Source organism: Nocardia sp. NPDC050435, assembly GCF_040655395.1.
Lineage (GTDB): Bacteria > Actinomycetota > Actinomycetes > Mycobacteriales > Mycobacteriaceae > Nocardia.
On record NZ_JBFAJW010000005.1, the window covers coordinates 195820 to 222062 of the forward strand.

Consider the following 26243-nt stretch of genomic DNA (forward strand, 5'->3'; position numbering starts at 1 on the left):
GGGCTCCAAGAGGTCAGTGCGCGGGCGAGAGAGCGGAGACGGGGTCGGGCCGGGTCAGACGGGAGCGGCCGAGCAGGGGCAGCACCTCCTCGCCCACCCGGTACGCCTCCTCCAGGTGCGGATTGCCGGCCAGGATGAAGGCGTCGACACCGAGCTCGGTCAGCTGATCCAGGCGCTCGGCGACCTGTTCGTAGCTGCCGACCAGGCCGAAGGCCGGGCCGCCGCGGATCAGGCTGAATCCGCACCAGACATTGGGCTGCACCTCCAGATCCCGGTATCCGGTGATCGTCTCGGGCACCCAGCCCTGGATCCGGGCCGCGCCGACGGAGTCGCCCCGGGCGGCGCGGTCGGCGGCGGCGCGATCGACGAAGGCCCAGCCCTTCTCGATCTCGGCCCAGGCGGCCTCCTCGGTGTGGCGGGCCACGATGTCGATGCGCACCGCGAATTTCGGTGTGCGCCCGGTCTGCTCGGCGTTCGCGCGGACCCCGTCGAATTTGGCGCGCAGGTCGGCGAAGGGTTCCAGCCAGGACAGGTAGTAGTCGGCGTGCCGTCCGGCGGCCTGCACCGCCGCGCCGGAGGACCCGGAGAAGTAGACCTCCGGGAACGGCTGCCCGGCCAGGCCCGGCGGCAGCGCGGCCTGCTCGGTGCGGAAGAAGCGCCCGTCGTGGGTGAACGGCGTTCCGTCCCACACGCCACGCAGCACGTCCAGGAACTCGCTGGTGCGGGCGTAACGATCGTCGTGGGAAACCTTGTCGCCCCACCACAACTGGGCCGGGCCGCCGCCACCGCTGATGATGTTGTAGACCAGCCGCCCGCCGGTGGCGCGCTGCAAGCTGGCCGACATGCGCGCGGCCTGCACCGGATGCAGGAAGCCCGGCTGAAAGGCCACCATGAACCGGTAGGTGGTGGTCTCGCGGGCCAGCGCGGCGGCGACCGCCCAGGGGTCCTCGGTGACCGGGAAGGAGGGCAGCAGCCCGCCGAGGAACCCGGCCGACTCGGTGGCCCGGGCGACGGCGGCGACATGGTCGATGTAGCCGTAGTCGTCGAGTGCGCCGGCGCGGATCGCGGGCGCGATATTGCCCGGCCCGTAGCCGCCGGCGTGGCCGCGGTTGTAGCGGCGTGGAGTGCGTAGCGAGGCGTGGTCGCCTTCCATGCCGATGCGCCAGTAGATATCGATGGTCACGCGCCGACCTCCTTCAGTACGCGTCCGGCCGGATCGGCGAGATGCAGCAGGTGTTCGCCGGTGCGATGCACCTCTTCGATGTGCGGGTGCCCGGACAGCACGATGCTGTCGATGCCGATCGACTCGTAGACCTGCAATTGCCGGGCCACCTGCGCGTAGCTGCCGACCAGGCCGATCTCCTGCGGGTAGCCCAGGGCCGCGAACCCGGACCAGCGTCCGTCGCCCAGACTCCGGGTGGCGGCCGGGGGTCCCTCGGGATGCCTTTCGCGCCACTGTCTTTCGACGCGTTCCCAGGCTTCGTCCTCGGTTTCGCGGGCGATGACCGGGAACTCCAGCCCGGCGCGCACCGCCCGGCCGTGCGCGGCGGCGCGGCGGCGCAGCTCGCCCAGGGGCCCGGTGACCCCGTCCCGGGTCTCGGTGAAGACGTGCAGATCGGCGTGTTGCGCCGAAAGCTCCAGTGCCGCGGCCGAACTGCCGGTGAGCTGGATCTCCGGGAAGGGCAGTCCGGACAGGATGCCACGGAATCCGCCGTCGATCACGTCGTAGAACTCGCCCGCGTAGTCGAAACCGGTTCCCTGGAAACCCGCACCCGCGACCGGGTTCTCGTTCCAGACGCCCTTGGCGACGGTGAGGAACTCGGCGGCCCGCGCGTACCGGTCGTCGCCGGAGATTCGTTCGCCGCGTGCGCGTTCGTCGGCGGCGTCGGTGTCCACCGCCGGCCGCCAGCTCAGCCGTCCGGCCGAAAGCCGTTGCAGCGTGGCCGAGAGCTTGGCCGCGTAGACGGGAGTGCCGAAGGCGGGCGAGAATTCGACGACCACCCGCGCGTAACGGGTGGCTCGCAGCGCGCCCGCCGCCACGATCCAGGACTCCTCGCCCAGCGGATCGTACGGCGCGAGCACGCCGTCCAAGCCGTTGAGCTCGACCGCGTCGATGATCTGGTGCAGGTCGTCGAACGGTCCGAAGCGGCCGGGCCGCAGGTCGGTGGCCGGTGTCGCCGGGGCGGCACCGTGGAATCCGCCGCGTCGGCGCAGGTCCGGGTCCGCCCGGCGGCCGTCGCCCCGGCTGGGCAGCCGCCACAGGTATTCGGTCACGCCGCCACCGTCCCGGCGGCGACGAGCGCCCGGGCCTGGGCCAGCGGCTCCGGCTCGACCCAGGATTCGAGGTCGAAGTCCGTGGCCAGGAAGCCGTGGGTATAGAGGAACTGCTGCTGCGCCCCGAGCAATTCGAGCCGCTCGGCCGACAGCGACGGATGCAGGTCCCGATGGAAGTCCGCGCCGTAGGCGGCCGCGACTCCTTCGGGGCCGGAGAGAGTTTCGCGTTGCAGTACCTCGCGGACGCCGTCGAGATTGCCCGCCGCCCAGTCCGCGGCGCGCAGGCTCTGGGCCAGGAAACCGACGACGACCTCCGGCCGGGTGTCGAGCAGTTCCTGATGCACGGTGATCGGTCGCGGGGTGCCGTTGTTCACCCGCAGCCGCTTGGTCGCGGTCGCGTCGAGGTCGATCGCGACCCGCAGGCCGTGCGCACGCGCCACCTCCTGGGCGCGTGCCCCCTTGACGTAGATCGCGTCGACCGAGCCGTCCAGCAACTCCTCGACACCCCAGGTGACGCTGCGCCGCCGCTGCTGGATCTCGGTGCGCACCTGCGGATCTCGCTCCACGCCGATCTCGGTCACCCGGACGTCGGCGAGGGTGAGCCCGCCGGACCGCAGCGCGTTGGCGAAGCCGTGCAACGCCATGGCGCGCGGGAAGCTGCGGGCCCGGTCCTGCGCCCACGCGGGCACACCGATCCGGAGTCCGGCCAGCTCCGCCGCCGTGGCGACCTGGGAATCCGGCCCGACCAGGATGGCCTGCGCCTCGTCGATCCAGGTCAGGCCGATCAGGCGGGTGGGCGATCCCTGTGCCCGCGCGGCCAGCGCGGGCACATTGCCGCCCTCGCGGATCAGTCCGGCCAGCTCGTGCGAGAAGTGGAATCCGGCCAGCTCCGGCCCGGCGTCCTGCAGCACCTCGAACTTCAGGCCGCTGTCGGCCGCCGTCGCGCCGAGCCAGCCGAGGCTGTGCGCCAGGCCGCTGGCGGTGGGCACCGGGCAGCGCGTGTACCAGAGGGTGTCGGTCATGAAGTGCTCCTGGGATTTTCGGTGGTGCGGCCGACGCCCAGCTGGGCGAGGAAGGCCGCCTGATAGCGCAGCGCCGCGGGATCGGTGCGGTCGCGCGGGTGCGGCAGGTCGATCTCGGTGTCGACGGCGAAACGGCCGCGATCCAGGACGAGCACGCGGTCGGCCAGGCGCACCGCCTCGTCCACGTCGTGGGTGACCATGAGCACCGCCGGCCGGTGCCGGGCCACCAGATCGGCGACCAGGTCCTGCATCCGCAACCGGGTCAGCGCGTCCAGCGCGGCGAAAGGCTCGTCCAGCAACAGCAATTCGGGCTCGCGGACCAGCGCGCGGGCCAGCGCGGCGCGCTGGGCCTCGCCGCCGGACAGCGTGGCCGGCCACTGCCGGGCCTTGCCGTCCAGATGCACCTCGGCGAGCGCACGCACCCCGGCCGCCCGGGTGGCGCGCGAGCGCGGCTGACCGAGCACCACATTGGCCAGCACCCGCTTGGACGGAATCAGCCGCGGCTCCTGGTAGACCGTGGTGCGTGCGGTGGGCACCAGCACCTGCCCGCTGTCCGGCCGTTCCAGGCCGGTGAGCAGGCGCAGCAGGGTGGTCTTGCCGGTGCCGCTCGGCCCGAGCAGCACCACGAACTCACCGCGCCGGATGGTCAGATCGATGCCGTCCAGCACCACTTTGTCGCCGAAGCTCTTGTGCAGGGCGGAGATCGAGACGGCGACGGGGCTGTCGGTACGGGACTCCACGGTCGTCATCGGATCGCCACCGCGCCGCGCCACGGCATGGCGTACTTCTCGGCGATGCGCACCAGCCCGTCGAAGATCAGGCCGAGCGCCGCGTAGAGCACCACGCAGAGCACCATGTAGTCGGTGCGGTTGTATTCCTGCGCCAGGGTGACCAGGTAACCGACACCCTCGGTGGTGCCCACCTGTTCGGCGGCGATCAGTCCGGTGATGCTGATGGACAGGCACACCCGCAGCGCCATCAGCACGCCGGGCAGCGCGGCGGGCAGGATCACCTCGAGCACCAGGCGCACTCCGGTCAGCCCGAAACCGCGCGCGGCCTCGACCACCTTGCGGTCCACGTTGCGCACGCCGAGGTAGGTGTAGGCGTACATGGGCGCGATGGTGGCCACCGCGATGAGCAGCACCTTGTATAGCTCGTCGATGCCGAACCAGGCGATGAACAGCGGCACCAGGGCCAGGAACGGGACCGCCCGCACGATCTGCATCGTCGAATCCACCAGTTCCTCACCGAGGCTCGACAGGCCGGCCACCAGTCCCAGCAGCAGTCCGAGGCCGACGCCCAGCGCGACGCCGAGGGCGGCCCGGGTGAAGGAGGCCAGGGCGAAATCGGCGAGCTGGCCGGTGCCGGCGAGTTCGGTGAACGCCGACCAGACCTTCGGCGGCCCGGCCAGGACCTGCGGCGAGAGCGCGCCCGTCGCCGAGCCGATCCACCAGGCCGCGAAGAGCAGCGCCGGCAGCAGAAAGCGCAGCGGCACCGAAAGCCAAGCGGGCCTGGACTTCTGGATTCGGGCACGCGGTGCGGCCAGGGTGGCGGCCGGCGGTGCGGCCGCGGTGAGCAGAACGGCCATCTCAGCGCTCCCGCAGGGCGGTCAGCTGGTCGGGGGTGAGCTTGGCCTTCAGGTCGTAGAAGATGTCCGCGGCGGTGATCCGGCGACCGATGACGCCGTTGTCGGCGAACAGGTTCACGACGTCGGCGAGGTCGGCGGCATCGGATTCCCGGGGCAGCCGGGGCTGGGTCGCCTCGGCGCCGACGCGCAGCGCGTCCGAGAGTCGTTGCCCGCTGAGCGCGCGCGGGCCGGTCTGCTCGAAGACGTTCTCGAAGCCGGCCGGGTTCGCCCGCTGCCGGGCGCTCAGGCCCTGGAGCACCTCGAGGTATTTGGCCGCGACATCGGGTCGCTTGTCGAGGATTTCGGTGCGGAACACCACCACCGAGTTGTCCTTGGAGCCCAGCGTCTGCTCGGTCGCCAGCTCGATGCCGCCGTTGGCCTTGGCCTCCTGGTAGGGCACCAGGAACGAGGCCCAGGCGTCGACCTTGCCGGTGGCGAAGGCGGAGGCGGCTTCCTTCTGCTGCAACGGAACCCGCGTCACCTTCTCGGCCGGGATCCCGGCCTGGGCGAGGGCTTTGAGCAGCATGTACTCACCCTTGCCGGCCGGATTGACCGCGACTCGCTTGCCGACCAGATCCGCGATCGCGCGGACACCGGAGTTCGGATGGGCGATGATGCCGCTCTGGTCCTTGCCCGCCGGGTCCTGCACGGCCACGATGCGCACGCCCACCTCCTTGGACAGCGCGCCCACCACCGGGCTGAACGCCGCGCCGGAGACATCGAGTTCCCCGGTGTTGAACAGCTTCAGCATCGAACTGAAACCCGGTGTGGTGGTGACCCATTCGATGCGCGCGCCGAGCGGGGCGAGCGCTTTGTCGAAGGTGCCCTCGCGCTTGCCGACGGCGATCGGACCGGAGTTGCCGGGGTCGACCACCTTGAGCACCAGATCGGAGGCGGCCGCGTCCGGGGCCGAGCCGGACCCGCAGGCCGCCACGACGGCGACGAGGGGGGCGAGCGCGAGCGCGAGACGCCAACGGTGTGGCCGGCGCGTGCGGAACATGTGAGGCACCTCTTCCGAGTCGAGAATCGGCCGCGAGAGCGGTCCGATGCCATGCGACAGTAGGGATCCCGAGGTGCGGCGGCGAGGTAATCCTTTCCGAGGATCGGAAGGCTTGACAGCACAGGCTCGCAGAGGCTACGGAGCTTTCCGAATAGTGGAAAGTTTGCCGAATTCGCCTGGGGGAGCTGTGCTACCGTCGCTGCCGTGGAAGCCTCCGGTGTGCAGACCGTCGCCCGTGCCCTGTCGGTCCTGGAATGTTTCCGCGGTGGTGACGAGCGCGGCGTCTCGGAGGTCGCGCGGCAGCAGGGGCTGGCCGTGAGCACCACGCACCGTCTGCTCAACGCTCTGGTGACCGCCGGGTTCCTGGACAAGGACGAGGAATCCAGCCGCTACCGGATGGGCGGGGCGCTGGCCGAGTACGGTCAGATCGCCTACCGCCAGCACCGCATCTACCTCGCCGAACCCGCTCTGGAGCAGCTCGCCAACACCACCGGGGCCAGCGCCTCCCTCGCGATCCGGCACAGCATTCACGCCGTGCTGCTCGGCACCAGTCGCTGGCGCGAGACCGACGGGCACCGCCTGCAGGGCGTCCGGCTCCCGTTGCACGCCAGCGCTCTCGGCAAGACCCTGCTGGCATGGTCGGGTGCCACGGCCGACGAGCTGCGCGCGTTGCCTTACGACGAAGGCACCGATCGTTCGGTCTCCGGGCCCGCGGAACTCGACCGCGAGCTCGCCGTCACCCGCGAGCGCGGCTACGCGTACAACGACGAAGAACTCGACCCGGGCTTCCGCACGATCGGCGTGCCGATCCTGGATCCGGCCGGACGCTGCCGGTTCGCACTCGGGTTGCGCGGGCCGATCACCCTGATGATCCCCGAGCGCGTGCCGTTCCTGGTGGAGCTGGCCAGGGTGAGCGCCGCCGATATCGCCGCGCGCTTCGAGGGGACGGCCGCGGAGTAACCCCGCGGGGAGGCGCGAATACGCCGCCGGTGTTTTCTTCCCCCTTCAACGTATATCGCACACCCGGGCTTGCGGCAAGACCCCGGTGGTGGTGCACACTCGACCCTCGCAAAGCCACAACCTGCAGAAACGAGGGTCACGAGATGCGTGTGTTGTTGACGACGGTGGGATCGCGCGGGGATGTCGAACCGGTGGCCGGGCTGGCGGTGGCGTTGCGCGGGCTCGGCGCCGAGGTGCGGGTGTGCGCGCCACCGGATGACGATTTCGCGGAGCTGCTCGCCCGGGTGGACGTGCCGCTGGTGCCGCTGGGCCCGTCGGTGCGTTCGGTGGTGGCCGGGTCGAAGCCGCCGACGGCCGAGGACGCGTTCCGGTTCGCCGCCGAACTGGTCGCCGCCCGGTTCGAGACGCTCACCGCGGCCGCGGCCGGGTGCGACGTGCTGGTCGCCTCGGGGCTGATGCCCGCCGGTGCCCGCGACGTGGCCGAGCACCTGGGCCTGCGCTATGTGTACGCCTGCTTCCAGCTCTACGGTCTGCCGTCGCGGCATTTCGCGCCGGGCCGGCGCCCGGGCACGCCCTCGCCGGCGGAGGAGACCGACAACCGGGCGCTCTGGCGGCAGGACGCCGAGCGGGTGAACGCCCTCTACGGCGGGCCGCTGAACACCCACCGGGCCGAACTCGGGCTGCCGCCGGTGGACAACGTCCGCGACCATGTCTTCACCGAACAGCCTTGGCTGGCAGCCGATCCCACGCTGTGCCCGGCCGCGGGCCTGACCGACTACGACCTGATCGAGACCGGCGCGTGGATCCTGCCCGACGATCGTCCGCTGCCCCGGGACCTCGCGGCGTTCCTGGACGCGGGCGCGCCGCCGGTGTACGTGGGCTTCGGCAGCATCGCCGCCTACCTGCCGAAAGACATGGCGCAGGTGGCCGTCGCGGCCGTCCGGGCGCAGGGCCGCCGGATCGTGCTGGCCCGCGGCTGGGCCGAGCTGGCCGCCGTCGACGACGCCCCGGACTGCTTCGTCGTCGGCGAGGTCAATCAGCAGGCGCTGTTCGGGCGGGTAGCCGCCGTCGTGCACCACGGCGGCGCCGGCACCACGACGACCGCCGCACGCGCGGGCGCGCCGCAGGTCGTGGTGCCGCAGATCGCCGACCAGCCGTACTGGGCGAGCCGGGTGGCCGAGCTGGGCATCGGCGCGGCCCACGACGGTCCGGCCCCGACCGTCGACTCGCTGTCGGCGGCGCTGGCCACGGCCCTGGCCGCCAGCGAACGCGCGACCGCCGTGGCCGCCACGGTCCGCTCCGACGGCGCCATCGTCGCCGCGAAGCTGCTGCTGGAATCCGGCGACGCGCGGTAGACCCCGGGTTCGATTCGCTGAAACGGCAAGTCATCCGGGCTCTCGTTCTAGAATTGATCGGCTGGCCGGGGGAGCCGGCGCTAGGCCGAGGGAACCGTTTGCGAGGAGCCGTGTGGCGGACGAACTGGTAAGTCTGCGTCCCGTTACCAGTGTCGCCCTGCTGGTGGAATACGCCGTCGGGCGTGGCCTGGCCACGCCCGACGTCCTGCGGGACACCGAGATCACCGAGGCGCAGCTGACCGAGCCCGCGGGCGAGGTGATGCTGGTCCAGGAACTGCGGGTACTGCGCAATATCGTCGCCGGGCTGGACGACGAACCCGGCATGGGCTTCCTTGCCGGATTGCTCTGTCATCCACCGAGTCTCGGCGTGCTCGGCTTCGCGCTGCTGACCAGCCCGAACCTGCGGCACGCGCTGGAGATCGGCCTGCGCTACGCGGACCTGTCGTTCACCGCCGCGGCGCACGCGCTGCACGACGCGGGCAGCGAACTGCACATCATCCGGGACGACAGCGCGCTGCCGCCGGAGATCCGCCGCTTCGCGCTGGAGCGTGATCTGGCGGCGATCTCCACGATCCAGCAGGACCTGCTGTCCACCCGGATTCCGGTGGAGCGGGTGGAGGTTCCGTTCGACGCGCATCCGGTCTACGAGATGTTCGGCGCGGTACTGGGCGTCGAGGACATCAGATTCGGCGCGCCCCGCACGGCGCTGGTGGTGCAGGCGAGCGTGCTGCAATTGCCGCTGCCGCAGGCCAACGTCGCGGGCGCGCGGATGTACGAGCAGCAGTGCGCGGATCTGGTGCAGCGCAGGCGCAGTCGGGTCGGCATCAGCAAGCAGGTGCGCCAGCTGCTGGTTCGCGAGGGCGGGATGGCCGAGCAGGCGCGCATCGCCGTGGCGTTGAATCTCAGCGTGCGCACGCTGCGCCGCCGCCTCGCCGAGGAGGGCACCTCGTTCCGGGAGCTCAGCAACGAGACGCTGGGGCTGCTGGCCGAGGAACTGCTCGGCGCCGGATTGACCGTGGAGAATGTGGCCGACCGCCTCGGCTATTCCAGCGTCTCGGCGTTCACCTCGGCGTTCCGGGCCTGGCACGGCCTGTCGCCCGGCAACTTCGCCCGGGTGAAACGCGGGCTCGCGCCGGTCTGACACAGACTGCGCGAGAGGGCCGTACCGTGACGCAAGCGCCGGACCGTGACTCCGCCTGGTTCCGCGACCAGCGGGATTTCTGGTGGAACGAGGATTTCCTGGCGTTGCTCGCCGCGCGGTGGCGGTTGCCGGAGGCCCGGTCCCTGGCCGATATCGGCTGCGGCCTGGGGCACTGGGCAAGGCTGCTCTACCCGCATCTCGCACCGGAGGCGCGATTGCTCGGCGTCGACTGTGCGCCCGAGTGGCTGCGGCGGGCCCGGCTGGCCTTCGAGGCCGAATATCCGGAGGCGACAACCGCCGGGCGCGTGGACTTCCGTCGCGGCGACGTCCTGGCCCTGGATATCGCCGACGACGCCTTCGATGTGGTCACCTGTCAAACCCTGCTGATGCACCTGGACGACCCGGCCCGGGGACTGCGGGAGATGATCCGCGTCACCAAGCCGGGCGGGCTGGTGCTCTGCGTGGAGCCCAGCAATTTGTTCAACCTGATGGCCTTCGATTCGCGCACGCCGGAACGGCCCACGGCGGCGCTGGTGCGCGATTTCGAGTTCTGGCTGCGTTTCCAGCGGGGGCGCGTCGCGCTGGGCAAAGGTGATCTTTCCGTCGGCGAACAGCTGCCGGGAATGTTCGCGCAGGCCGGGCTGGCCGAGGTGCGAGTTTATCTGCGTGACACGGCGTTTCCGGTATTTTCGCCGTACGCGGGTCCCGAGCAGCAGGCGACGCTGGAACCGACTTTCGCGTGGGAAACGAATGTGTACGGGCCGTGGGACCACGCGCAACTGCGGCGCTACTTCTTGGCAGGCGGGGGTTCCCCGGAGCTGCTGGAAGCCCAGCTCGCCGCGATGCGCGAAGAAGCCGGGAAACAGCGGATGAATATCGCGGAAAACAGCTTTCATTCGGCGGGCGGGGCCACGGTGTATATCGTCGGCGGTAGGAAATCTTGAAGTGTGCTCGGTTACCGATCATCGATTTCGGCCGACCCGCCGACACCGGCGGACGCGCCGGGATCGGGTGGCGTAATACCTGTGACAACCTCCCGTAATCCGGTGCGGCAGCCATATACTGAGTGTCCTGTCAGCGGGCGGCCCGTGGGAGCGGAATCGGAGACGGGGAGCCCGAATCCAACATCCTAGGAGGAGCCGTGCTCGACCAGATGGAAACCGTTCGCGCACTCGAAGATAAAGAATATTTCGACTCGCTACAGCCGGCGGATCGCGCGGCCGTGGTAGCGGCCGGTGGAATCGGTCCCAGCGAAATCAGCGACGAAAGTCTCGAATCTGTCAGCAGCGGGCTCGAGGGTGGCGCGCAGATGCTCTACACCGGTACCGATTCGACGGAAGAGGAAACGACGCAGGCTCTGGTGATCTGCACCTGCTGAGCCTTCGACGACCATGTCTGCGGATGGCGCCGCCATCCGCAGCACTTCCTGTGCCGAGGAAGCGCTTTCATGGATTCTTTGTCTTCCGATGCGGCCTGGTGGACAGCTCTTACGCTGAATGAGCGGGGGCGCCCGCCGCGATTCTCTCCCATCGGCAATCCCGCGAGGGCGAACCGCCGCTGGGAACAATGGCGGGCACAATCGCCTTTTCGCAGCGACGAATTCTTCGACCGCCGACTCGCACTCGATCACCTGGACGCCGGAGCCTTTCGCGCGCTGCTCGGCGAATCACCGGATGCGCTGCGGCAGCGGCTCCCCGGCCCGCCCGCCTGGCTGATCGCGCTGGAGCGCGCCTACACGTCGCCGGCCGCGCGCGGGCTGCCGGTGGCAGGCCCCGTGATCGCCGGCGCGCGAGCCGAATTGGCGCGCGGCGCGGGCGCGCTGGCGCAAGCGTGGCCGGAGGCCGCGATCGAGTGGCAAGCCGTCATCGACCAGCTGGTTACCGCGATGGTCGCCCGCATCGACGAACGGATCAGCCGTGCGGTCGTGCTCCAGCTACGGCTGGCGACCCTGCGGGGCGAGCTGACCGGCGCGGACGCGAGCGCGCGGTTCGCCGATTTCGTGGACCGGCTGCGCGAACCCGAGCAGGCCCTGCGTTTCCTGGCGCGATACCCCGTACTCGCCCGCGTGCTGATCGAGAGCGCCGCGGACTGGACCGCCGCCGCGCTCGAACTGCTGGAGCGGCTGTGCGCGGACTGGGCGAGCCTCGCCGTCACCTTCTGGCCGGACGGCGCGCCCGAGCCGCTGACGCGGATCGATCTCGGGCTCGGCGATCTGCACCGCGGCGGGCGTGAGGTGTGCGTCCTGCACTTCGGCTCGGCCCGCCGTCTGCTCTGCAAACCGCGGTCACTGGGCGTCGACCAGCACTTCGCCGATCTGCTGGCCTGGCTGCACGCGAAAGGCGCACCGGCGCTGCGAGTTCCGCGCACCCTGAGCCGCGGTGCCTACGGGTGGTCGGAGTTCGTCACCGCGTCGCCCTGTCGGGACCGCGCCCAGGCGCGCCGGTTCTATCGGAGCCAGGGCGCGCTGCTCGCGGTCCTGTACGTGCTCAACGCCAACGACTTCCACTATGCGAACCTGCTCGCGGTCGGCGCGGATCCGGTCCCGGTCGATCTGGAGACGCTCTGCGGACCGGATTTCGGGCAGGCGCACGAATCCGCGTACGACTCCTACGCGGAATACGAGCTGGCGAACTCGGTGGTCAACACCATGCTGCTGCCGTTCTTTCCGGAACAGGCGGGCCGCGCGGTGGACCGCAGCGCGCTCGGCTCCCGCGCGGGGCAGCTGACACCCGATCCGGTGCCGCGCTGGGAGCACCTCGGCACCGCCGACGCCCGGCTGTCGTTCCGGCGGCGCGCACTGCGGGCCGCGCACAATCGGCCCGAACTCGACGGAATCGCCCTGAACGCCTTCGACTTCGCCGCGGACATCGAATCGGGTTTCACGGCGATGTACCGTGTGCTCGAGGCGCATCGGGAAGAGCTGCCAGCGGGTCCGCTTGCGGCCCTGCGCGCGGACGAGGTCCGGGTGGTCTTCCGGGCCACACAGTTCTACGGCAAGATCCTGCACCACAGCTTTCACCCCGACCACCTGCGCGACGCCCTCGACCGGGAACGGCTCTTCGACCGCCTGTGGTTCGGCATCGACCGCACGCGCTTTCCCGACATCGCCCGCCGGCTCCTACCCGCCGAACGCCAGGACCTGTGGCGCGGCGAGGTGCCCTACTTCAGCACCCGGATCGGCTCCCGGCACCTGTGGACCAGCCAGGGAGTCCGCCTCGACGACTTCTTCGCCCACTCCGGCTGGGAGATGATCCAGCGGCGGCTGGACGGACTCGGCCCGGACGACCTGCACCGGCAACTCTGGTACATCCGGGCCTCGCTGAGCACACTGGCGCTCAACTACGAGACCACCTTCCAGCCGTACCCCGCACCGGCCGAGACTCGCCGGGGCGAGGCGAACGGGCACCCGGCTCCGGGCGAGGAGTTGGCCGGACCGGGCGCGGGGGATCGGTCCGTCGCCCGAGGCGAGACGGCGACCGTGCGGAATCAGTTGTCGGCGTGGAGCGGAGAGGTGGCCGAATCGGCGGACCGGGCCGCGGCCCGAGGTGCGAGGGCGTTCGCGCGCACCGGGCGCGATCTGTCGTCGGCGCGAGACGCGGAGGCAGCCGAATCAGGGGACCGGCCCGCGCGCGATGCGAGGGTGAGCGAGCGCACGGTGCGGGATCGGCTGCTGGCTCAGGGGGAGGCGATGGCCGAACAGGTTGTGGGGCTCGCGCGCCGCGGTGGTGACAGCGCGTCCTGGCTGGGGCTCAGCTACGGGGAAGAGCGTGGCTGGCAGCTGCATCCGTTGCGGGCCGATCTGTACAGCGGTCTGCCGGGGGTCATCCTGTTCCTGTCCTATGCGGCGGAACTGACCGGTCGCGGCGAGTTCGAGTCGGTGGCCGCGGACGCGCTGATCACGTTGCGAAAGCAGTTGGAGCGGCGGGCCGGAGCGATCACTTCCGTGGGCGGATTCGACGGCTGGGGCGGGCTGGTCTATTCGTGGGTCCAGCTCGCGCGGCACGACAAGGGCCTGCTCACCGAGACCGAGGCTATGGTGGCGCGGATCGAGGACCTGGCGGAGGCCGACGAGCACCTGGATGTCGTGCAGGGCATCGCGGGCGCGATCGTCCCGTTGCTGTTGCTGCACAGGGCAACCGGCGATACGCGCTCGCTCACCCTCGCCCGGCGCCTGGGCGATCGTCTGGTCGCCCGGGCGCACCCCAGCGGCGAGGGCGTCGGCTGGCTCGGCACACTGTTCCCCGAACAGCCGCTGACCGGATTCTCGCACGGCGCTTCGGGATTCGCCTGGGCGCTCACGGAACTCTTCGCCCGCACCGGCGCGGAGGTCTACGCGGAAACCGCCCTGCGCGCGGTCGCTTTCGAACGCGACCACCGGACCACCACGGGCAACTGGACGGATCTCCGGCGCTCGCGCGGACCCGGCGGCCGGACGATGACCGCCTGGTGCCACGGCGCGACCGGCATCGGCCTGAGCCGCCTGCGGATGCGCGACATCCTCGGCGCCGAAACCCTGGACGAAGACCTCGACACCGCCCTGCGCACCACCTGCGCCGACGGTTTCGGCACGAACCACTCGCTCTGCCACGGCGATCTGGGTGCCCTGGAACTCCTGCTTGCCGCCGACCTGCGCACTCCGGGCAGCGAATGGGGAGCCCTTCTCGCCGAACGCCTTTCCAACACCCTCGCCGGTCTGGAGCAGCACGGCCCGCGCTGCGGCGTGCCGCTGGACGTGCGGACGCCCGGCCTGATGGACGGCCTCGCGGGCATCGGCTACGAGCTGTTGCGCTTGGCCGCCCCGGACCGGATCCCCTCGATACTGCTGATGGAAGGACCACCCGATGCATAGCTTCGAGAGCCTGCTCGCCCCGGTCACCGGCCAGGAATTCATCGAAAACCACTGGGGGAAGTCCACACTGGTGCTGCATCGGCAGGACCGCGCCTATTTCTCGGACCTGTTCACCCTCGCCGACCTGGACGCCTGCCTGCTGACGGCGGCGAACCGATCCTCGAAGATCCTGCAGATCGTCCCGGCCCAGGGCAGCGGCCGCGCCCCGACGCTCACCGCGGTAGGGGCGATCTCCAAGGACCGGCTGTACGAGGCGTACCTGGCGGGCGACACCCTCCGCCTGATCGGCGTGGAAAAAGTGTGGCCCGCGTTCGGCGCGCTGGCGGCCGACCTGCAGGCCGCCCTGGACATGGAGATCGGGTTCAACCTTTTCCTGACACCGCCTGGGACGCAGGGGTTTCCGACCCACGTCGATACCCTCGATTCGCTGATCGTGCAGCTGGCCGGAAGCAAACAGTGGTACATCTGGGACCAGATCTACGAGCGCCCGCTGGGCTCGCAACGGTCGCACGAGCACATCCAGCGGCTGAACTGGACCGAGGAGCAGCTCACCCTGCGCGAGAAGCCGCTGCTGGAGGCCGGTGACGTCGTCTACCTGCCGCGCGGCTACTTCCACAAAGCCGTTGCGGGCGAGGAGTTCTCGCTGCATCTGACGATCTCCTTCCACCCGCTCAGCTGGGTGGACTTCTTTACCCGGGCCCTCGAACTGGCCGCGCTGACGGATGTCGAACTCCGCCAGGACCTGCCGCCCGGCTTCGTCGCCGACCGCGACAGGCAACAGCGCATGTCTGTCGTTTTCGCGCGACTGCTCGGCCGGCTCGGCGACACCCTGTCCTTCGACGCGGCGCTGGACTCGCTGGTCGACGAGCAGGTCGGCGCCCGGACCTTCCCCGCGGACGGGCATTTCGCGGTGCTCGCCGGTTTGGGTGACCTGGGCCCGGATTCGGTGGTCGAGCGGCGACGCGGCCTGGTCTGCGTCGTGGAGAACTCCGGCGGGAAGGCCGCCATCAGGTTCGGCCCGAAGCGGGTACAGGGCCCGGCGGCGATGTCGCCGGCGTTGGAGTACATCCGCGATCACCCGAGCTTCCGAATCTGTGACCTGCCAGGTTCATTGAGCGAGGACAGCCGGATCACGCTGGTGCGGCGTCTGATTCGCGACGGGCTGCTGAGAACGACGTGATCCGTCCTATTCCATGGCCGTCACGCACGGGACGCGCTCGGCAGCCTGGAGCCGCGACAGCGCGTAGCCGATTCCGGCGAGGCCGGGAAACAGGCGCGGGTCGAGGCCGCCCGCCGCCGATTTGAAGGAGTAGCCCCCCTGCGCCTGTGCCCGCCGCATCATCTCGGCGGCCAACCGCGCCGCCCGGTCCAGGTAGTCCGGCCGGTCCAGTCGTATACCGGCGTAGACGAGAACGTCTATGCGGCCACTGTTTCCACAGCAGAGATCGTCGGTTCCGGACAGGGTCGGTGCGGCGGCGAGGTCGAGCGCTTCGGCCGGTATCGGGCGATCGCCGGGCATCGCGAGGCATCCCAGCGCGATGCCCGCCGCACCCTTGCACCACGAGTGCCGCCATGCCTCGGCGTGTGGCATTTCGGCGGCGAGCAGCGCCGGTGCGCCGTGGCCCGTGCGTTCCGCGAGCCGCGCCAACGCGGCCCGGATACCGGCTCGCCCGTGGCAGAAGCCCGCTGCCGCAGGGCCTTTCGCGGTCGTCCAGCCCTCGGAGCCGGCCAGGCGCTCGGCGCAGCGCAGCGCCAGATCCATCGGGCGCTCGCCGCCGTGAACCGGCTCCGGCCGCCGCTCGGCCAGGGCGAGCAGGGCCAGTACCGCACCCGCGCTACCGGTCATGACATCGTGCGCCTCGGTGGCGGTCAGGCGATCCGTCGTGAGCAGCGTCGCCGCGCGCTGGGCGTCGTCGAGAAGGGAGTCGTCACCGAGAAGGTCGCCGATCCGCACCAGCGCGTAGACGAGCGAGCCGAGGCCGGTGAGGCCGCCGATCGGCTGTTCGAGGCGGCGCGCCCGCGCCGGATCGGCGGTGATCGCCCGGAGGTCGGCGCGCAGCGCGGCGATCGTCCGCAAGCCGGCCTCGCGATAGCGGCCGGTGTCGTCGACCTTCGACAGCGCCGCGAAGAACACGGCGATTCCGCTGCTTCCGGCGAACAGGTGCGGTCCGAGCGCGGTCGGACCTGCGCCGGTATCCGGATAACACCAGTGCAGTCCACTGTCCCGGCCCACCCGGGCCGCGCCGAGCAGCGCGTCGGCGATCGCGACGGTGGCCGCTCGCAGGTCGGAACCGCTAGCGATAGGCGCCCGCGCCATGAATGCGCATTTCCAGGAGATCGGCGACCGGGGCATCCGCATGCCCCCGGTCGCGAACCTGGCGGATGAAGCGGGGAGTGACGCCGTGGATGCGCAGTTCCAGTAGGTCGTCTACGGATACGCCCACATAGCCGAGGTCTTGTAGCTGGCGGATGAAGGCGGCGGTGACGCCGTGGATGCGCAGCAGAAGCATCTGCTGGACCGTGGTCGAATAGCGGTAGCCCAGATCCTGTAGCTCCCGAACGAATTTCGCGCCGATCCGGTGGATCCGCATCTCCAGCAGATCGGGGACCGCGATGCCCTCGTGCCCGAGGGCGCCGAGCTCCCGCAGGAACTCCAGGCCGATGTCGTGGATCGTCAAGCTGTATAGCTCGTCGGCGGTGAGCCCTTTGTAGCCGAGGCCGGGTAGCGCCGCCCCGAAGGCCGCCCCGGGCTCGAACTCGAAGCCGCCGCTGCCCTGGCCCTGCCCCACCCGGCCCTCGAAGGCGAGTGCGCCCGGGTCGCGGGTGAGCGCGAAGCGCACCTGTGCGCGCGGGGCGAGCAGATCGCCGGTGGACAGGCCCGGCAGGGCGGTCAGGGGAACTTCGATCGAGCTGGCGGCCAGTTCCCGGCCCGGCGTCCGGCGCAGGGTGAGCGAGACGATCTCACCCGCTGTCGCGAATCGGAGCGCCCAGGTGCCGGTGATCGGAGCGGCTGGACGAGCATTGTCGAAATGTTCTTGACCTGCGTCCATGCCTCATTACACTACGCTTCGGACGTGCCGCCGGGAACCGAACGAACGCGGCAATCTGCTTACGTACCAGTAGTTTTGGGATGCCGACTTCAGGTGCTCGCACCCGGCGCCTCGGTGCCCAGCTCGAGCAGCGGCGAGGGCTCCGGACTGATGGCGCGCACCGCGATGTCCCGGGCCCGCAGATCGGCGAACGTCGCGGTCAGCAGCACCGCGCCGGAGGGGCGCACCGTGGTGACATGGGCGAGGTCCACATCGATCCGGACCAGCGGACAGGTCGCCGCCATCTCCTGCAGATGCCGCATGACGCGCTCGCCGCCGACGAAATCCAGCTCGCCCTGCAACTGGACCGTGAGCACCTGCCCGTGAATGGCCGAGGCGGCGATGGGGGAGCGGTGACTGGTCGGCGCGGTGAACACGTGCAGGCCGAAACGCTGGGACATCTCGACCAGCGCGGCCTTGCCGCGCACGCTGTTGCCCTGCGCGTCCAGGCGCGGGCTGAACACCCCGATGCCGAACTCGCCCGGCAGCACCGAGACGATGCCGCCGCCGACCCCGCTCTTGGCGGGCAGTCCGACATGCACCATCCATTCGCCGCTGTCGTCGTACATGCCGCAGGTCGACATCACCGACAGGGTGATGCGCGCGATCTCGGGATCGATCACGCGCCGCTTGGTGACCGGGTTGACCCCGCCGTTGGCCAGCGTCGCGGCCATGACGGCGAGATCCAGCGCCGTGACCCGCAACGCGCACTGCCGGAAGTAGGTGTCGGTGACCTCCTCGACGGGACCGGCCAGCACACCCTGTGCGAGCGTGAGATACCCCAGCGCGCGGTTGCGGTCGCCGGTCGCGGACTCCGAGGCGTACACCGCCTCGTCGACGGCGAGATCCCGCCCGGCGAAGGCGGACAGCGTGCGCTGGATGCGCTCGAATTTCTCCGCCCGATCGGCGCCGGCGACCAGCGCGGTGGTGACGATCGCGCCCGCGTTGATCAGCGGATTGGCCGGGCGGCCGGTATCGGGCTCCAGGCTGATCGCGTTGAACGGCTCACCGCTGGGCTCGAATCCGACGTAGCGGGTGACGGCGTCCAAGCCGAGATCGCTCAGCGCCAGCGCGTAGACGAACGGCTTGGACACCGACTGGATCGTGAACTCGATGTCGCTGTCGCCCGCGTCGTAGATGTCGCCCTGCACGCTGACCATCGCCGCGCCCAGCGAATTCGGATCGACCACCGCCAGCTCGGGGATGTAGTCGGCGACCGCGCCGGAGTCGTCGGGCGCCAAGCGGTGCAGCAGATTCCGCAGCGCGGTCGTCACGGGATCATCCATGGCGCGCGGCCCTTTCGTCCGGGAGCCCGCTCACCGCACCGCGTCCGCTCGCCGGAGCCGGTACAGCAGGTAGATCACCAGCCCGGCGCCGACCGTGACGCCGAGGGCCGCGTAGGCGGGTTTCGGATCGTGCGTCAAGGGCGCGAACCGGTACCACTCGTGGGAGTAGCCGACCCGGCCGTAGGGGCGGCCGCGCAGCGCGACCGCGGCCGACGGCACGAACAGCGCCGTCAGGCTCACCACGGCACTGCCCGCCCGCGGCGGTATCGCGGCCGCGGCGCTGTAGCCCCCGACCAGGCCGATGGCCACGACGCCCAGCACGGAGGTGAGCTGGGTCGGGGTGCCGTGCAGCACGAGCAGGGCGGTGGCCGTGGCCAGCGCGAGCGACATCGCGATCGAGACCGGCGGCAGCGGCCGGCGGCGGGCCGCAAGCACGCCCACGCCGACCGCGAGGAACGCCAGCACGTCGGCCCACCAGGGGCGCGGCACCGTCACCACGGCGCTGGCCGCCGCGGCGAAGGCCACCATCAGCAGCACCGCGACGCCGTCCCGGTCCGGCAGCAGGAACGCGGCGATGCCCGCGCCCACGACGGTCAGCGCCACCGCGGCGATCACGATCGGCAGGCGATCGGCGCCCTCGGCCAGCCACCGCGACATCGACGCGACACTCAGGATGAGCACGACGCCGGAAAGGATCTTCCGCAGCGGGAATTGATGCTCCGCCTCGGCCACGGGTGCGTCGATCACCCGGAGCAGGACACAGAGCGTGACCAGCACCAGCGCGGCCAGGATCAGCCAGATCGGCGGCGCGCCACCGAGCGCGCGCTCCAGCGGATTGGCGGGCTCGCCGTCGGTGGGCCCCTGGACGATGTCGCCGAGCACCGCCGCGCTGACCAAGCCGAAGAGGTAGACGGCGGTACCGGTCGCACTCGTCCACGCCACCGTCGCGAGACTGCCGACGATCACCCCGGCCCACAGCGCGTCGATGTAGTTCAGGGTGGTCAGCGAGTCGATCTCGATCCAGGGCAGTCCCGCGTGGTTGGCCAGCATGCCCAGCAAACCCAGCAGGGTGGTGTACCAGGCGGCCCGGCCGCTGCCCGCGGTGACCATCATCGCCGCGGTGAGCACGGCGACCATCGCCCCGGTCTCCATCGCGCGGGGCACGTTGCGGATCATCAGATCGATCTTGTAGGTCGGTAATCCGAACCAGCCGTAGCTGATCGGCATCATGATCGCCAGACCGGCGGCGGTGATCGCGGTGTAGATCGCCGCGATCCGGACCAGCGAGCGCCGGTCCACGTGCGTGCGCGCCGCGACGATTCGGCGATCCATGCGGGTGACGCTACGGCAGCGGCGAACTTCCAGCAATCACATTGCGGCTCGATTCGCCGGTCCGTTTCGCGCTCTACCCGGAGGATGGCAACGCTCTGGCGAATCGCCGGGCGGTCGTCGTGCGTGGGATCCCGCGAACCGGCGCGGGCGTTGCGAGAATCGGGCCATGGCCACGCCCGAGGAGCCGTCACCACGCCGCGCCCGCCGCGTGGCGGCGGGGTGTCGGCACCTCGCCCAGCGTGGCGTCGGTCTGGTGCGCCGAGCCGCGCGTGCCGACGGCGCCTACGAATCCGGCCTGACCGCGCTGGTCCGGGCGACCGTCGCGAACTTCGCCACCGACGCGGCGATCGCGGTCGCCCTGGCCAACACCCTGTTCTTCGCCAGCCCAGCCACCCAGTCGCGCACCAATGTCGCGCTGTACCTGCTCATGACGGTGGCGCCGTTCGCGGTGATCGCCCCGGTGATCGGTCCGCTGCTGGACCGGTTGCAGCACGGGCGGCGGCTCGCGCTCGCCGGTACCTTCGCGCTGCGGGTGGCCATCGCGATCGCGCTGATCTTCAGCCTGGACAGCTGGGCGCTGTATCCGCTCGCACTCGGCAGCATGGTGCTCAGCAAATCGTTCTCGGTGCTGAAGAGCGCGGTCACGCCCCGCGTGCTGCCGCCCGGAATCGACCTGGTGCGCACCAACTCCCGGCTGACCGTGTTCGGCCTGGTCGGCGGATCGATCGTCGCGGGCGGCGTCGCCGCGGCGGCCGCGCTGGTCTTCCACTCCACCGGCGCGCTCGTGGTGGCGGCGCTGCTCGCGGCGGCCGGCGCCTACCTGAGCGCGCGCATCCCGCCCTGGGTGGAGATCACCGAGGGGGAGGTGCCCGCCACGCTCGGGTCCCGCCGGCCGCTGGGGCTGCGGCGGCCGCTGGGCCGGGTGGTCATCGCGGGCCTGTGGGGCAATGGCGCGGTCCGGGTGCTGACCGGCTTCCTCACCTTCTATATCGCCTTCGTCGCCAAATCCAGCGACGAGTCCGCGTTCCGGCAGGCGCTGATGCTCGCCGCCGCCGGAGCGGCCGCGGGCATCGGCAACTTCGGCGGCAACTTCGCCGGGGCCCGGGTGGAACTCGGCCGGCCCGCCGCGATCATCCTGTCCTGCGGCGGCGCCTGCCTGGCCGTCACGATCGTGGCCGCGGTGCAGAACGGTCTGCTCGGCGCGGTGCTGGCGACGCTGGTCGCCTCGGCCTCGACGGCACTGGCGAAGGTGTCGCTGGATGCCTCCATCCAGCGCAACCTGCCGCCGGAATCGATCGCGTCCGGCTTCGGCCGCACCGAAACCGTCCTGCAACTGGCCTGGGTGCTGGGCGGCGCGCTGGGCGTGCTGCTGCCGACGGTCTACCGGACCGGCTTCACCGTCGTCGCGATCGTGCTGGCGGTGGCGCTGCTGCAATCGGCGCTCGGCTACCGGGGGCACTCCGTGCTGCCGCGGCGGGAAGCGCCGATCACGCCGGAGGGTGTCCGCCGAGAAAGTTGACGACCTCCCAGAGGTGGCCGTCGGGGTCGGCGAAATAACCGGCGTAGATCCCCCACGGGCGGGTCAGCGGTGCGCGCACGATCGTGCCGCCGCAGGATTGCGCGCGCGCCAGCACCTCGTCGACCTCCGCGCGCGTGTCGACGAAATAGCCCAGGCTCATCGGGGAACCGCTGATCCGCTCGGGCGGGACACCGGCGTCCTTGGCCAGATCGACGCGCTGGTACAGCGACAGGATCAAGCCGCTGTCGAGGGTGAACATCGCGACCGCCCCGCCCGGGTTGTCCTGGTCGCCGACGTATTCGGTGCCGATGATGCCCGGCGACGTCAGCCCGAGCGCCGCACGATAGAACCGGAGCGCGCGCTCGAGGTCGTCGACACCCAGGGTGAGGGCGGTGATGTTGGCCGGCACGGGAGTTCTCCTCTGCTCGAACGTGATGGGTGTCCAGTAGATCCGGGCGTGCGGCGACTCGTCTTGAAGGAATCGGACGCCGCTCAGCCGAGGTCCACGGCGGCGGCCGCGGCGGCCATCGCGGTGTATCCGGCGTCGTTGGGGTGCAGGTGATCCCCGGAATCGTAGGCCGGGGCCAACCGTCGCGGATCCTGCGGATCGGCCAGGGCGGCGTCGAAGTCGGCCACCGCGTCGTATTCGCCGGAGGTGCGGATCCACTCGTTGACCGTCACCCGGTCGGCCTCGGCGGCGGGTGTGGAGTAGGGCGAGCCCGCCATGGGCAGCAGCGTCGCGCCGATCACCCGCAACCCGTGGGCGCGCGCCTGCCGGATCAGTTCGCGATGCCCGGCGATGAGCTGGGCCGCCGAGACCGGCACGGCGGGTTCGCCGACGTCGGCCGCGCCCGCGCTGAGCCCGATGTCGTTGATCCCGGCCAGGATGAGGACGGTGGACACTCCCGGCTGCTCGAGCACGTCGTGCCGGAAGCGGCGCAGCGCGCTCGCACCCAGCCAGCCGGAGTCCACGGTGACGCGATTGCCGCCGATGCCCTGGTTCAGGACGGCGCGCGGGTTGCCCTGGGCCGCAAGACGTTCGGCCAGCTCGTCGGGGAATCGACTGTCGGTGTCCGGGGTGGAGCCGACGCCGTCGGTGAGCGAGTCGCCGAAGGCGACGATGCCCGCGGGGCGGGGGACGATATCGGCCACCTCGACGCGAGCGAGGTAGTACCAGGACCGGGTCGTCTCGGTGAAGGCCGTGCCGTCGAGGTCGGCGCGGTGGTCGCCGACGCCGCGATAGGCCGTTTCGACGGCCTGGGAATGCTGGGTGACCGGCCCGGGGGCCTCGGCGAGGTACAGGGTGATCGCCAGTGCGTCGAACGCCGCGACGGGCAGCAGTGCCGGATCGGTGGTGAGTTCGGCGCCGGGCGGGATGTCGACCGCCTGGTGTCCGCCGAATGTCAACGTGCGCACCGTGTTCGGGACGATCGCCGCACCGGAGCCGGATCGGGCGAGCGTAGCGCCGGTGATGCGCAACGGTGCCGTTCCGTAGCGGTTGGACAGCTGTATCCGGCTCGCCGCTCCGCCCTGCGACACTCGAACCACTTGTCGCAGAGTGTGATTCGCGAAACCGGAAGCCGCCCAGCTGGGCGTGGGATGCTGGTCCGCCCGATACAGGGCAGTGGTCCAGGCCGCCGACCAGCCCGGCACGACGGGCGCCGCTTCGGATCTGGTGCGGGCGTTCGGGAGGACGAGCAGGAGTATCAGTGCGAGCACTGTGGTGACGGCGCGGGTGGAGCGCATGTCGAATCCGTTCTGTCGGAGGTGAATCGGGGGCGGCGCTATTGGGCGGCGCGGAGTTCGCGGGCGAAGGCGTAGCCGGGTCGCCAGTCCGGTCCGGTGGGAGCCAGGATGACCCGCTCGACACCGGCGGCGGCGTAGGCGGTCAGCTCCGCGGCGGCGGCCCGCGGGTCCGCGGCCAAGGTCGGCGCGACCACGGTGACCCGGGGCGTCGGACGCCCGGAAGCCGCTGCGAGGGTGCGCAGTTCGGCCAGCAGGGCGGGCAGGCGATCCAGGCCGGGATCGATCGGCATCCAGGCGTCGCCGTAGGCGGCCGCCCGGCGGCGTGCCCGGGCGCTGTTGCCCGCCACCAGCACCGGCGGCACCGGCGCGCTCGGCGACAACGTGATCTCGAGCCCGTCGCTCAGCGTGGTCGGGCGGCCCGCCAGGAGATGCGGCAGCGCCGCGAGCGCTCGGTCGGTCCGGACGCCACGCTCGGCGAACGGGACATCCGCCGCGCGCCAGCCGAGGTCGCCGTGCGCGGGATTGCCGGTGCCGACCCCGAGCAGTACCCGTCCCGCGCTCACCTGCTGCAGGCCGCCGATCTCCTTGGCCGCCCACGCCACCGGGCGCAGCGCCACCAGCATGGCCCCGTAGCCGACCCGGAGCCGATCGGTCACCGCGGCCGCCGTGGCGAGCGCCACGGTGCTGTCGAGCATCGGCTGGCTCGCGATCAAATGGTCTGTCGCCCACACGGATTCGAGACCGGACCGCTCGGCCAGGCGAGCGGCGTCGCGGATGCCGGCCGGGTCGGATCCGGATGTGGGCAGAAATACGCCGAGCTGAACGGCCATCGGTGTTCCTCCGAGTTCGCGAGCGGTTGCTGTGCAAGCAACGTTAAAGCGAATCTCGGAGCGTTCCAATGCATGAATTACTCAAAACTCTGCCTGAAACGCTCATCTCTTGAGCGGTCAGCCTTCGATCAGTGCGGGCAGGGTGAACCGGAAACGGGTGCCGCCCTCGGTGTAGTCGGTGTCGATCCAGATCCGGCCGCCGTGGTGCTCCACGATCTTCTTGCACACCGCCAGCCCGATTCCGGTGCCGCCGTAGGTGTCCCGGCTGTGCAGGCGCTGGAAGATGACGAAGACCTGCTCGGCGAACTCGGGCGCGATGCCGATCCCGTTGTCGGTGACCGTGAACTCCCACACGTCGGCCTGCCGCTCGGCCTCGACGGTGATGACGGGCGGCCGATCCGGACTGCGGAACTTGATGGCATTGGAGATCAGGTTCTGCCACAGCATGGTCAGCAGGGTGGGATCGCCGAGCACCTCGGGCAGTTCCGCGGGCCGGCGCACCTCGGTGCCGCTGCTCTCGATCGCCGCGGAGTTGTTGGCCACGGCCTCGTCGAGCGTCGCGCCGAGGGCGATCTTCTCGTTGCGCTCGCTCATCCGGCCCACCCGGGAGAAAGTGAGCAGATCGTTGATCAGCACCTGCATGCGCTTGGCGCCGTCGACCGCGAAATCGATGTACTGCTTGCCGCGCTCGTCGAGTTTGTCGCCGTAGCGCTTCTCCAGCAGCTGACAGAACGAGGCGACCTTGCGCAGCGGCTCCTGCAGATCGTGCGAGGCGACGTAGGCGAACTGCTCGAGTTCGGTATTGGATCGGCGCAATTCCTCGGTTTGGATGTCCAGGTCGGCTTTCTGCCGCGCGAGCGTCGCCTCCTGGGCGCGGGCGCTGGACAGTTCCGAGACGATCCGGCGGCGCATGTCCTCCACCGCGCTGCCGACCGAGGCGACATCGGCGGGGCCGTGCGCATCGATGGAATGGTCGAAATCCCCGCCCGCGACCCGCAGCGAGGACCGGCTCAGCGCCGCCAGTGGCCGTGTCACCAGGCGGCGGATCAGCACGGTCAGTACGACGCCGATCACCAGGAACAGCGCCACCATCGCGATCAGCACCCCGTTGCGCAGGGTGCGGGCGTGCTCGAGGCCGCGACGGTCCTCCGCGATCGCGGCGGCCAAGCCGGCGTTCTGGGCCTCGAAACTCGCGCGCACACTGTCGAAAAGGGCCTTGCCCTGTGTCGAAATCGCCGGTGCGCCCGACGATGTCGGCCTGGGATCGGCTACGCGGCCGGCCGCGTAGCCGCTGCGCCACTGCTCCGCCGCCGTCTGGACGGCGTCGAGCTGCGCCAGCAGTGCCGAGTTCCCGGCCAGCAGCACCCGGATCCGGTCCGCCGCCACCGTCTGGTCCTGCTGCCCGGCCAGATAGGGCTCGAGGAACTGGCGGTCGCCGGTGATCGCGTAGCCACGGACACCGGTCTCCTGATCCAGTAGCGCGGCCTGCAGCTGGTAGGCCCGGGTCAGCGCCGGCTGGGTGTGGTTCATCACCCGGTCGGTGGCGTTGTTGGTGTTGGCGATCACCTGGGCGCCCGCCGCGGCGCCGAAGAGCACCACGATCACCATGACCGCCACCACCAGCTGGAACCACGTCTGCACCGAGAAGCGGCCGATGATCCGCCGCCGATTCTGCACCGCTGTCACCGCGGCACCCGCCTTCCCACTCCATTGCGGGCACCTCGCGCGGGTGCCATCGGCCTCCCGCGGCCCGTCGGGAGCCGGGAGGCGTGCGAATCTTATCCGGGAATGCGGCCGCGCAAGCGCCGGACTTCGACCTGCGCGTGATTAGTGTCCGAGTTGCCGGGTAGGCGCGGGAGTGCGGGCCGACAGCAGGACCCCGGCCCGCGCCGATGCCACCCAGCAGTGAGGAGAAGCCATGGTTTCCCAGGACGTCATCGCCCAGCTTCGCCAGGACATCACGACCGCCGAGAACGCCGGGGACGAGGCGGCCGCGGAGCGGCTGCGGGCGGACCTGAGCACGGCCATCGACGCCGCGGACCGCAGCCCGGAGAACGCCCGTGAACAGGAAACTGGTCTCGCGGGAGCCGGAGCCGCGCCGCAACCCGGCGGCATCGATGTGGAGAAACTGGCCGCCGAGGTGCCCGAGGCGGGGCAGGAACCCCCGGACTGAGCGTCTACCCGCCGCCCGGCACGTCACCTCGGCGTGCCGG

Annotated in this window: 23 protein-coding genes; 9 read left to right on the top strand and 14 right to left on the bottom strand. The window is 70.7% G+C overall.

The window, feature by feature from the left end; all coding sequences use genetic code 11:
* Nucleotides 1-13: 13 nt before the first annotated feature.
* Genes AB0I43_RS16850 through AB0I43_RS16875 form a run of 6 tightly spaced genes read right to left on the bottom strand, consistent with a single transcriptional unit; the run spans nt 14 to nt 5923 of the window.
* Nucleotides 14-1183: an LLM class flavin-dependent oxidoreductase gene (locus tag AB0I43_RS16850; protein ID WP_356978504.1), complete on the bottom strand. Its 1170-nt coding sequence runs from the start codon at nt 1181-1183 to the stop codon at nt 14-16.
* On the bottom strand, nt 1180-2274 hold the full coding sequence (locus AB0I43_RS16855) for an LLM class flavin-dependent oxidoreductase (RefSeq protein ID WP_356978503.1): 1095 nt from the start codon (nt 2272-2274) through the stop codon (nt 1180-1182). Before AB0I43_RS16855 ends, AB0I43_RS16850 begins: the two co-directional genes overlap by 4 nt.
* Nucleotides 2271-3296: an ABC transporter substrate-binding protein gene (locus tag AB0I43_RS16860; protein WP_357432440.1), complete on the bottom strand. Its 1026-nt coding sequence runs from the start codon at nt 3294-3296 to the stop codon at nt 2271-2273. Before AB0I43_RS16860 ends, AB0I43_RS16855 begins: the two co-directional genes overlap by 4 nt.
* Nucleotides 3293-4045 carry an ATP-binding cassette domain-containing protein gene (locus AB0I43_RS16865; protein WP_356978499.1) on the bottom strand — a complete coding sequence of 251 codons (753 nt, stop codon included), beginning with the start codon at nt 4043-4045 and terminating at the stop codon, nt 3293-3295. Before AB0I43_RS16865 ends, AB0I43_RS16860 begins: the two co-directional genes overlap by 4 nt.
* Complete coding sequence (locus AB0I43_RS16870; protein WP_356978497.1) at nt 4042-4884, bottom strand: ABC transporter permease; 843 nt, start codon at nt 4882-4884, stop codon at nt 4042-4044. The genes AB0I43_RS16865 and AB0I43_RS16870 overlap by 4 nt, the downstream gene beginning before the upstream one ends.
* 1 nt (nt 4885) lies before the next feature.
* Complete coding sequence (locus AB0I43_RS16875) at nt 4886-5923, bottom strand: NrtA/SsuA/CpmA family ABC transporter substrate-binding protein (protein WP_356978495.1); 1038 nt, start codon at nt 5921-5923, stop codon at nt 4886-4888.
* A 204-nt stretch (nt 5924-6127) separates the two neighbouring features.
* Here AB0I43_RS16875 and AB0I43_RS16880 point away from each other — a divergent pair, with 204 nt between their 5' ends.
* From AB0I43_RS16880 to AB0I43_RS16910, 7 genes are all read left to right on the top strand, one after another.
* Complete coding sequence (locus tag AB0I43_RS16880; protein ID WP_356978493.1) at nt 6128-6883, top strand: IclR family transcriptional regulator; 756 nt, start codon at nt 6128-6130, stop codon at nt 6881-6883.
* A 143-nt stretch (nt 6884-7026) separates the two neighbouring features.
* Nucleotides 7027-8238 carry a glycosyltransferase gene (locus tag AB0I43_RS16885; RefSeq protein ID WP_356978492.1) on the top strand — a complete coding sequence of 404 codons (1212 nt, stop codon included), beginning with the start codon at nt 7027-7029 and terminating at the stop codon, nt 8236-8238.
* 112 nt (nt 8239-8350) lie between these two features.
* A complete protein-coding gene (locus AB0I43_RS16890) occupies nt 8351-9379 on the top strand; it encodes an AraC family transcriptional regulator ligand-binding domain-containing protein (RefSeq protein ID WP_356978491.1) in 1029 nt (342 codons plus the stop codon).
* A gap of 26 nt (nt 9380-9405) precedes the next feature.
* Complete coding sequence (locus AB0I43_RS16895; RefSeq protein ID WP_356978489.1) at nt 9406-10323, top strand: methyltransferase domain-containing protein; 918 nt, start codon at nt 9406-9408, stop codon at nt 10321-10323.
* 197 nt (nt 10324-10520) lie between these two features.
* Entirely contained in the window at nt 10521-10757 is a 237-nt protein-coding gene (locus tag AB0I43_RS16900) for a hypothetical protein (protein WP_356978487.1), read from the top strand.
* A gap of 69 nt (nt 10758-10826) precedes the next feature.
* Nucleotides 10827-14228, top strand: a complete 3402-nt coding sequence (locus AB0I43_RS16905; protein WP_356978485.1) for a type 2 lanthipeptide synthetase LanM family protein — start codon at nt 10827-10829, stop codon at nt 14226-14228.
* Nucleotides 14221-15408 (top strand): cupin domain-containing protein, encoded by a 1188-nt coding sequence (locus AB0I43_RS16910; protein ID WP_356978483.1) that lies wholly within the window; start codon nt 14221-14223, stop codon nt 15406-15408. Before AB0I43_RS16905 ends, AB0I43_RS16910 begins: the two co-directional genes overlap by 8 nt.
* A 6-nt stretch (nt 15409-15414) precedes the next feature.
* Here the strand turns inward: AB0I43_RS16910 and AB0I43_RS16915 are convergent, their stop codons facing one another.
* The 4 genes from AB0I43_RS16915 to AB0I43_RS16930 form a co-directional block, all read right to left on the bottom strand.
* Entirely contained in the window at nt 15415-16545 is a 1131-nt protein-coding gene (locus tag AB0I43_RS16915; protein ID WP_356978481.1) for a lanthionine synthetase LanC family protein, read from the bottom strand.
* Nucleotides 16523-17278: a hypothetical protein gene (locus AB0I43_RS16920; RefSeq protein ID WP_356978479.1), complete on the bottom strand. Its 756-nt coding sequence runs from the start codon at nt 17276-17278 to the stop codon at nt 16523-16525. The genes AB0I43_RS16915 and AB0I43_RS16920 overlap by 23 nt, the downstream gene beginning before the upstream one ends.
* A gap of 89 nt (nt 17279-17367) precedes the next feature.
* On the bottom strand, nt 17368-18591 hold the full coding sequence (glsA, locus tag AB0I43_RS16925) for a glutaminase A (RefSeq protein WP_356978478.1): 1224 nt from the start codon (nt 18589-18591) through the stop codon (nt 17368-17370).
* A gap of 42 nt (nt 18592-18633) precedes the next feature.
* A complete protein-coding gene (locus AB0I43_RS16930) occupies nt 18634-19935 on the bottom strand; it encodes a hypothetical protein (protein ID WP_356978476.1) in 1302 nt (433 codons plus the stop codon).
* A gap of 166 nt (nt 19936-20101) precedes the next feature.
* On the opposite strand from AB0I43_RS16930, the gene AB0I43_RS16935 reads away from it, so the two are divergent.
* Nucleotides 20102-21454 carry an MFS transporter gene (locus AB0I43_RS16935; protein WP_356978474.1) on the top strand — a complete coding sequence of 451 codons (1353 nt, stop codon included), beginning with the start codon at nt 20102-20104 and terminating at the stop codon, nt 21452-21454.
* Here the strand turns inward: AB0I43_RS16935 and AB0I43_RS16940 are convergent.
* The 4 genes from AB0I43_RS16940 to AB0I43_RS16955 form a co-directional block, all read right to left on the bottom strand.
* Nucleotides 21423-21863 (bottom strand): VOC family protein, encoded by a 441-nt coding sequence (locus AB0I43_RS16940; RefSeq protein ID WP_356978472.1) that lies wholly within the window; start codon nt 21861-21863, stop codon nt 21423-21425. The two genes, AB0I43_RS16935 and AB0I43_RS16940, sit on opposite strands and share 32 nt — an antisense overlap.
* Nucleotides 21864-21946: 83 nt before the next feature.
* Nucleotides 21947-23200 (bottom strand): SGNH/GDSL hydrolase family protein, encoded by a 1254-nt coding sequence (locus tag AB0I43_RS16945; RefSeq protein WP_356978470.1) that lies wholly within the window; start codon nt 23198-23200, stop codon nt 21947-21949.
* A gap of 38 nt (nt 23201-23238) precedes the next feature.
* Complete coding sequence (locus AB0I43_RS16950) at nt 23239-24030, bottom strand: LLM class flavin-dependent oxidoreductase (protein WP_356978468.1); 792 nt, start codon at nt 24028-24030, stop codon at nt 23239-23241.
* A gap of 117 nt (nt 24031-24147) precedes the next feature.
* A complete protein-coding gene (locus tag AB0I43_RS16955) occupies nt 24148-25716 on the bottom strand; it encodes an ATP-binding protein (protein WP_356978466.1) in 1569 nt (522 codons plus the stop codon).
* A gap of 232 nt (nt 25717-25948) precedes the next feature.
* Between AB0I43_RS16955 and AB0I43_RS16960 the strand changes: the two genes are divergently transcribed.
* The gene (locus AB0I43_RS16960; protein ID WP_356978464.1) at nt 25949-26203 is read left to right on the top strand and encodes a hypothetical protein; all 255 of its coding nucleotides are present in this window, start codon (nt 25949-25951) and stop codon (nt 26201-26203) included.
* Nucleotides 26204-26243: the final 40 nt, after the last annotated feature.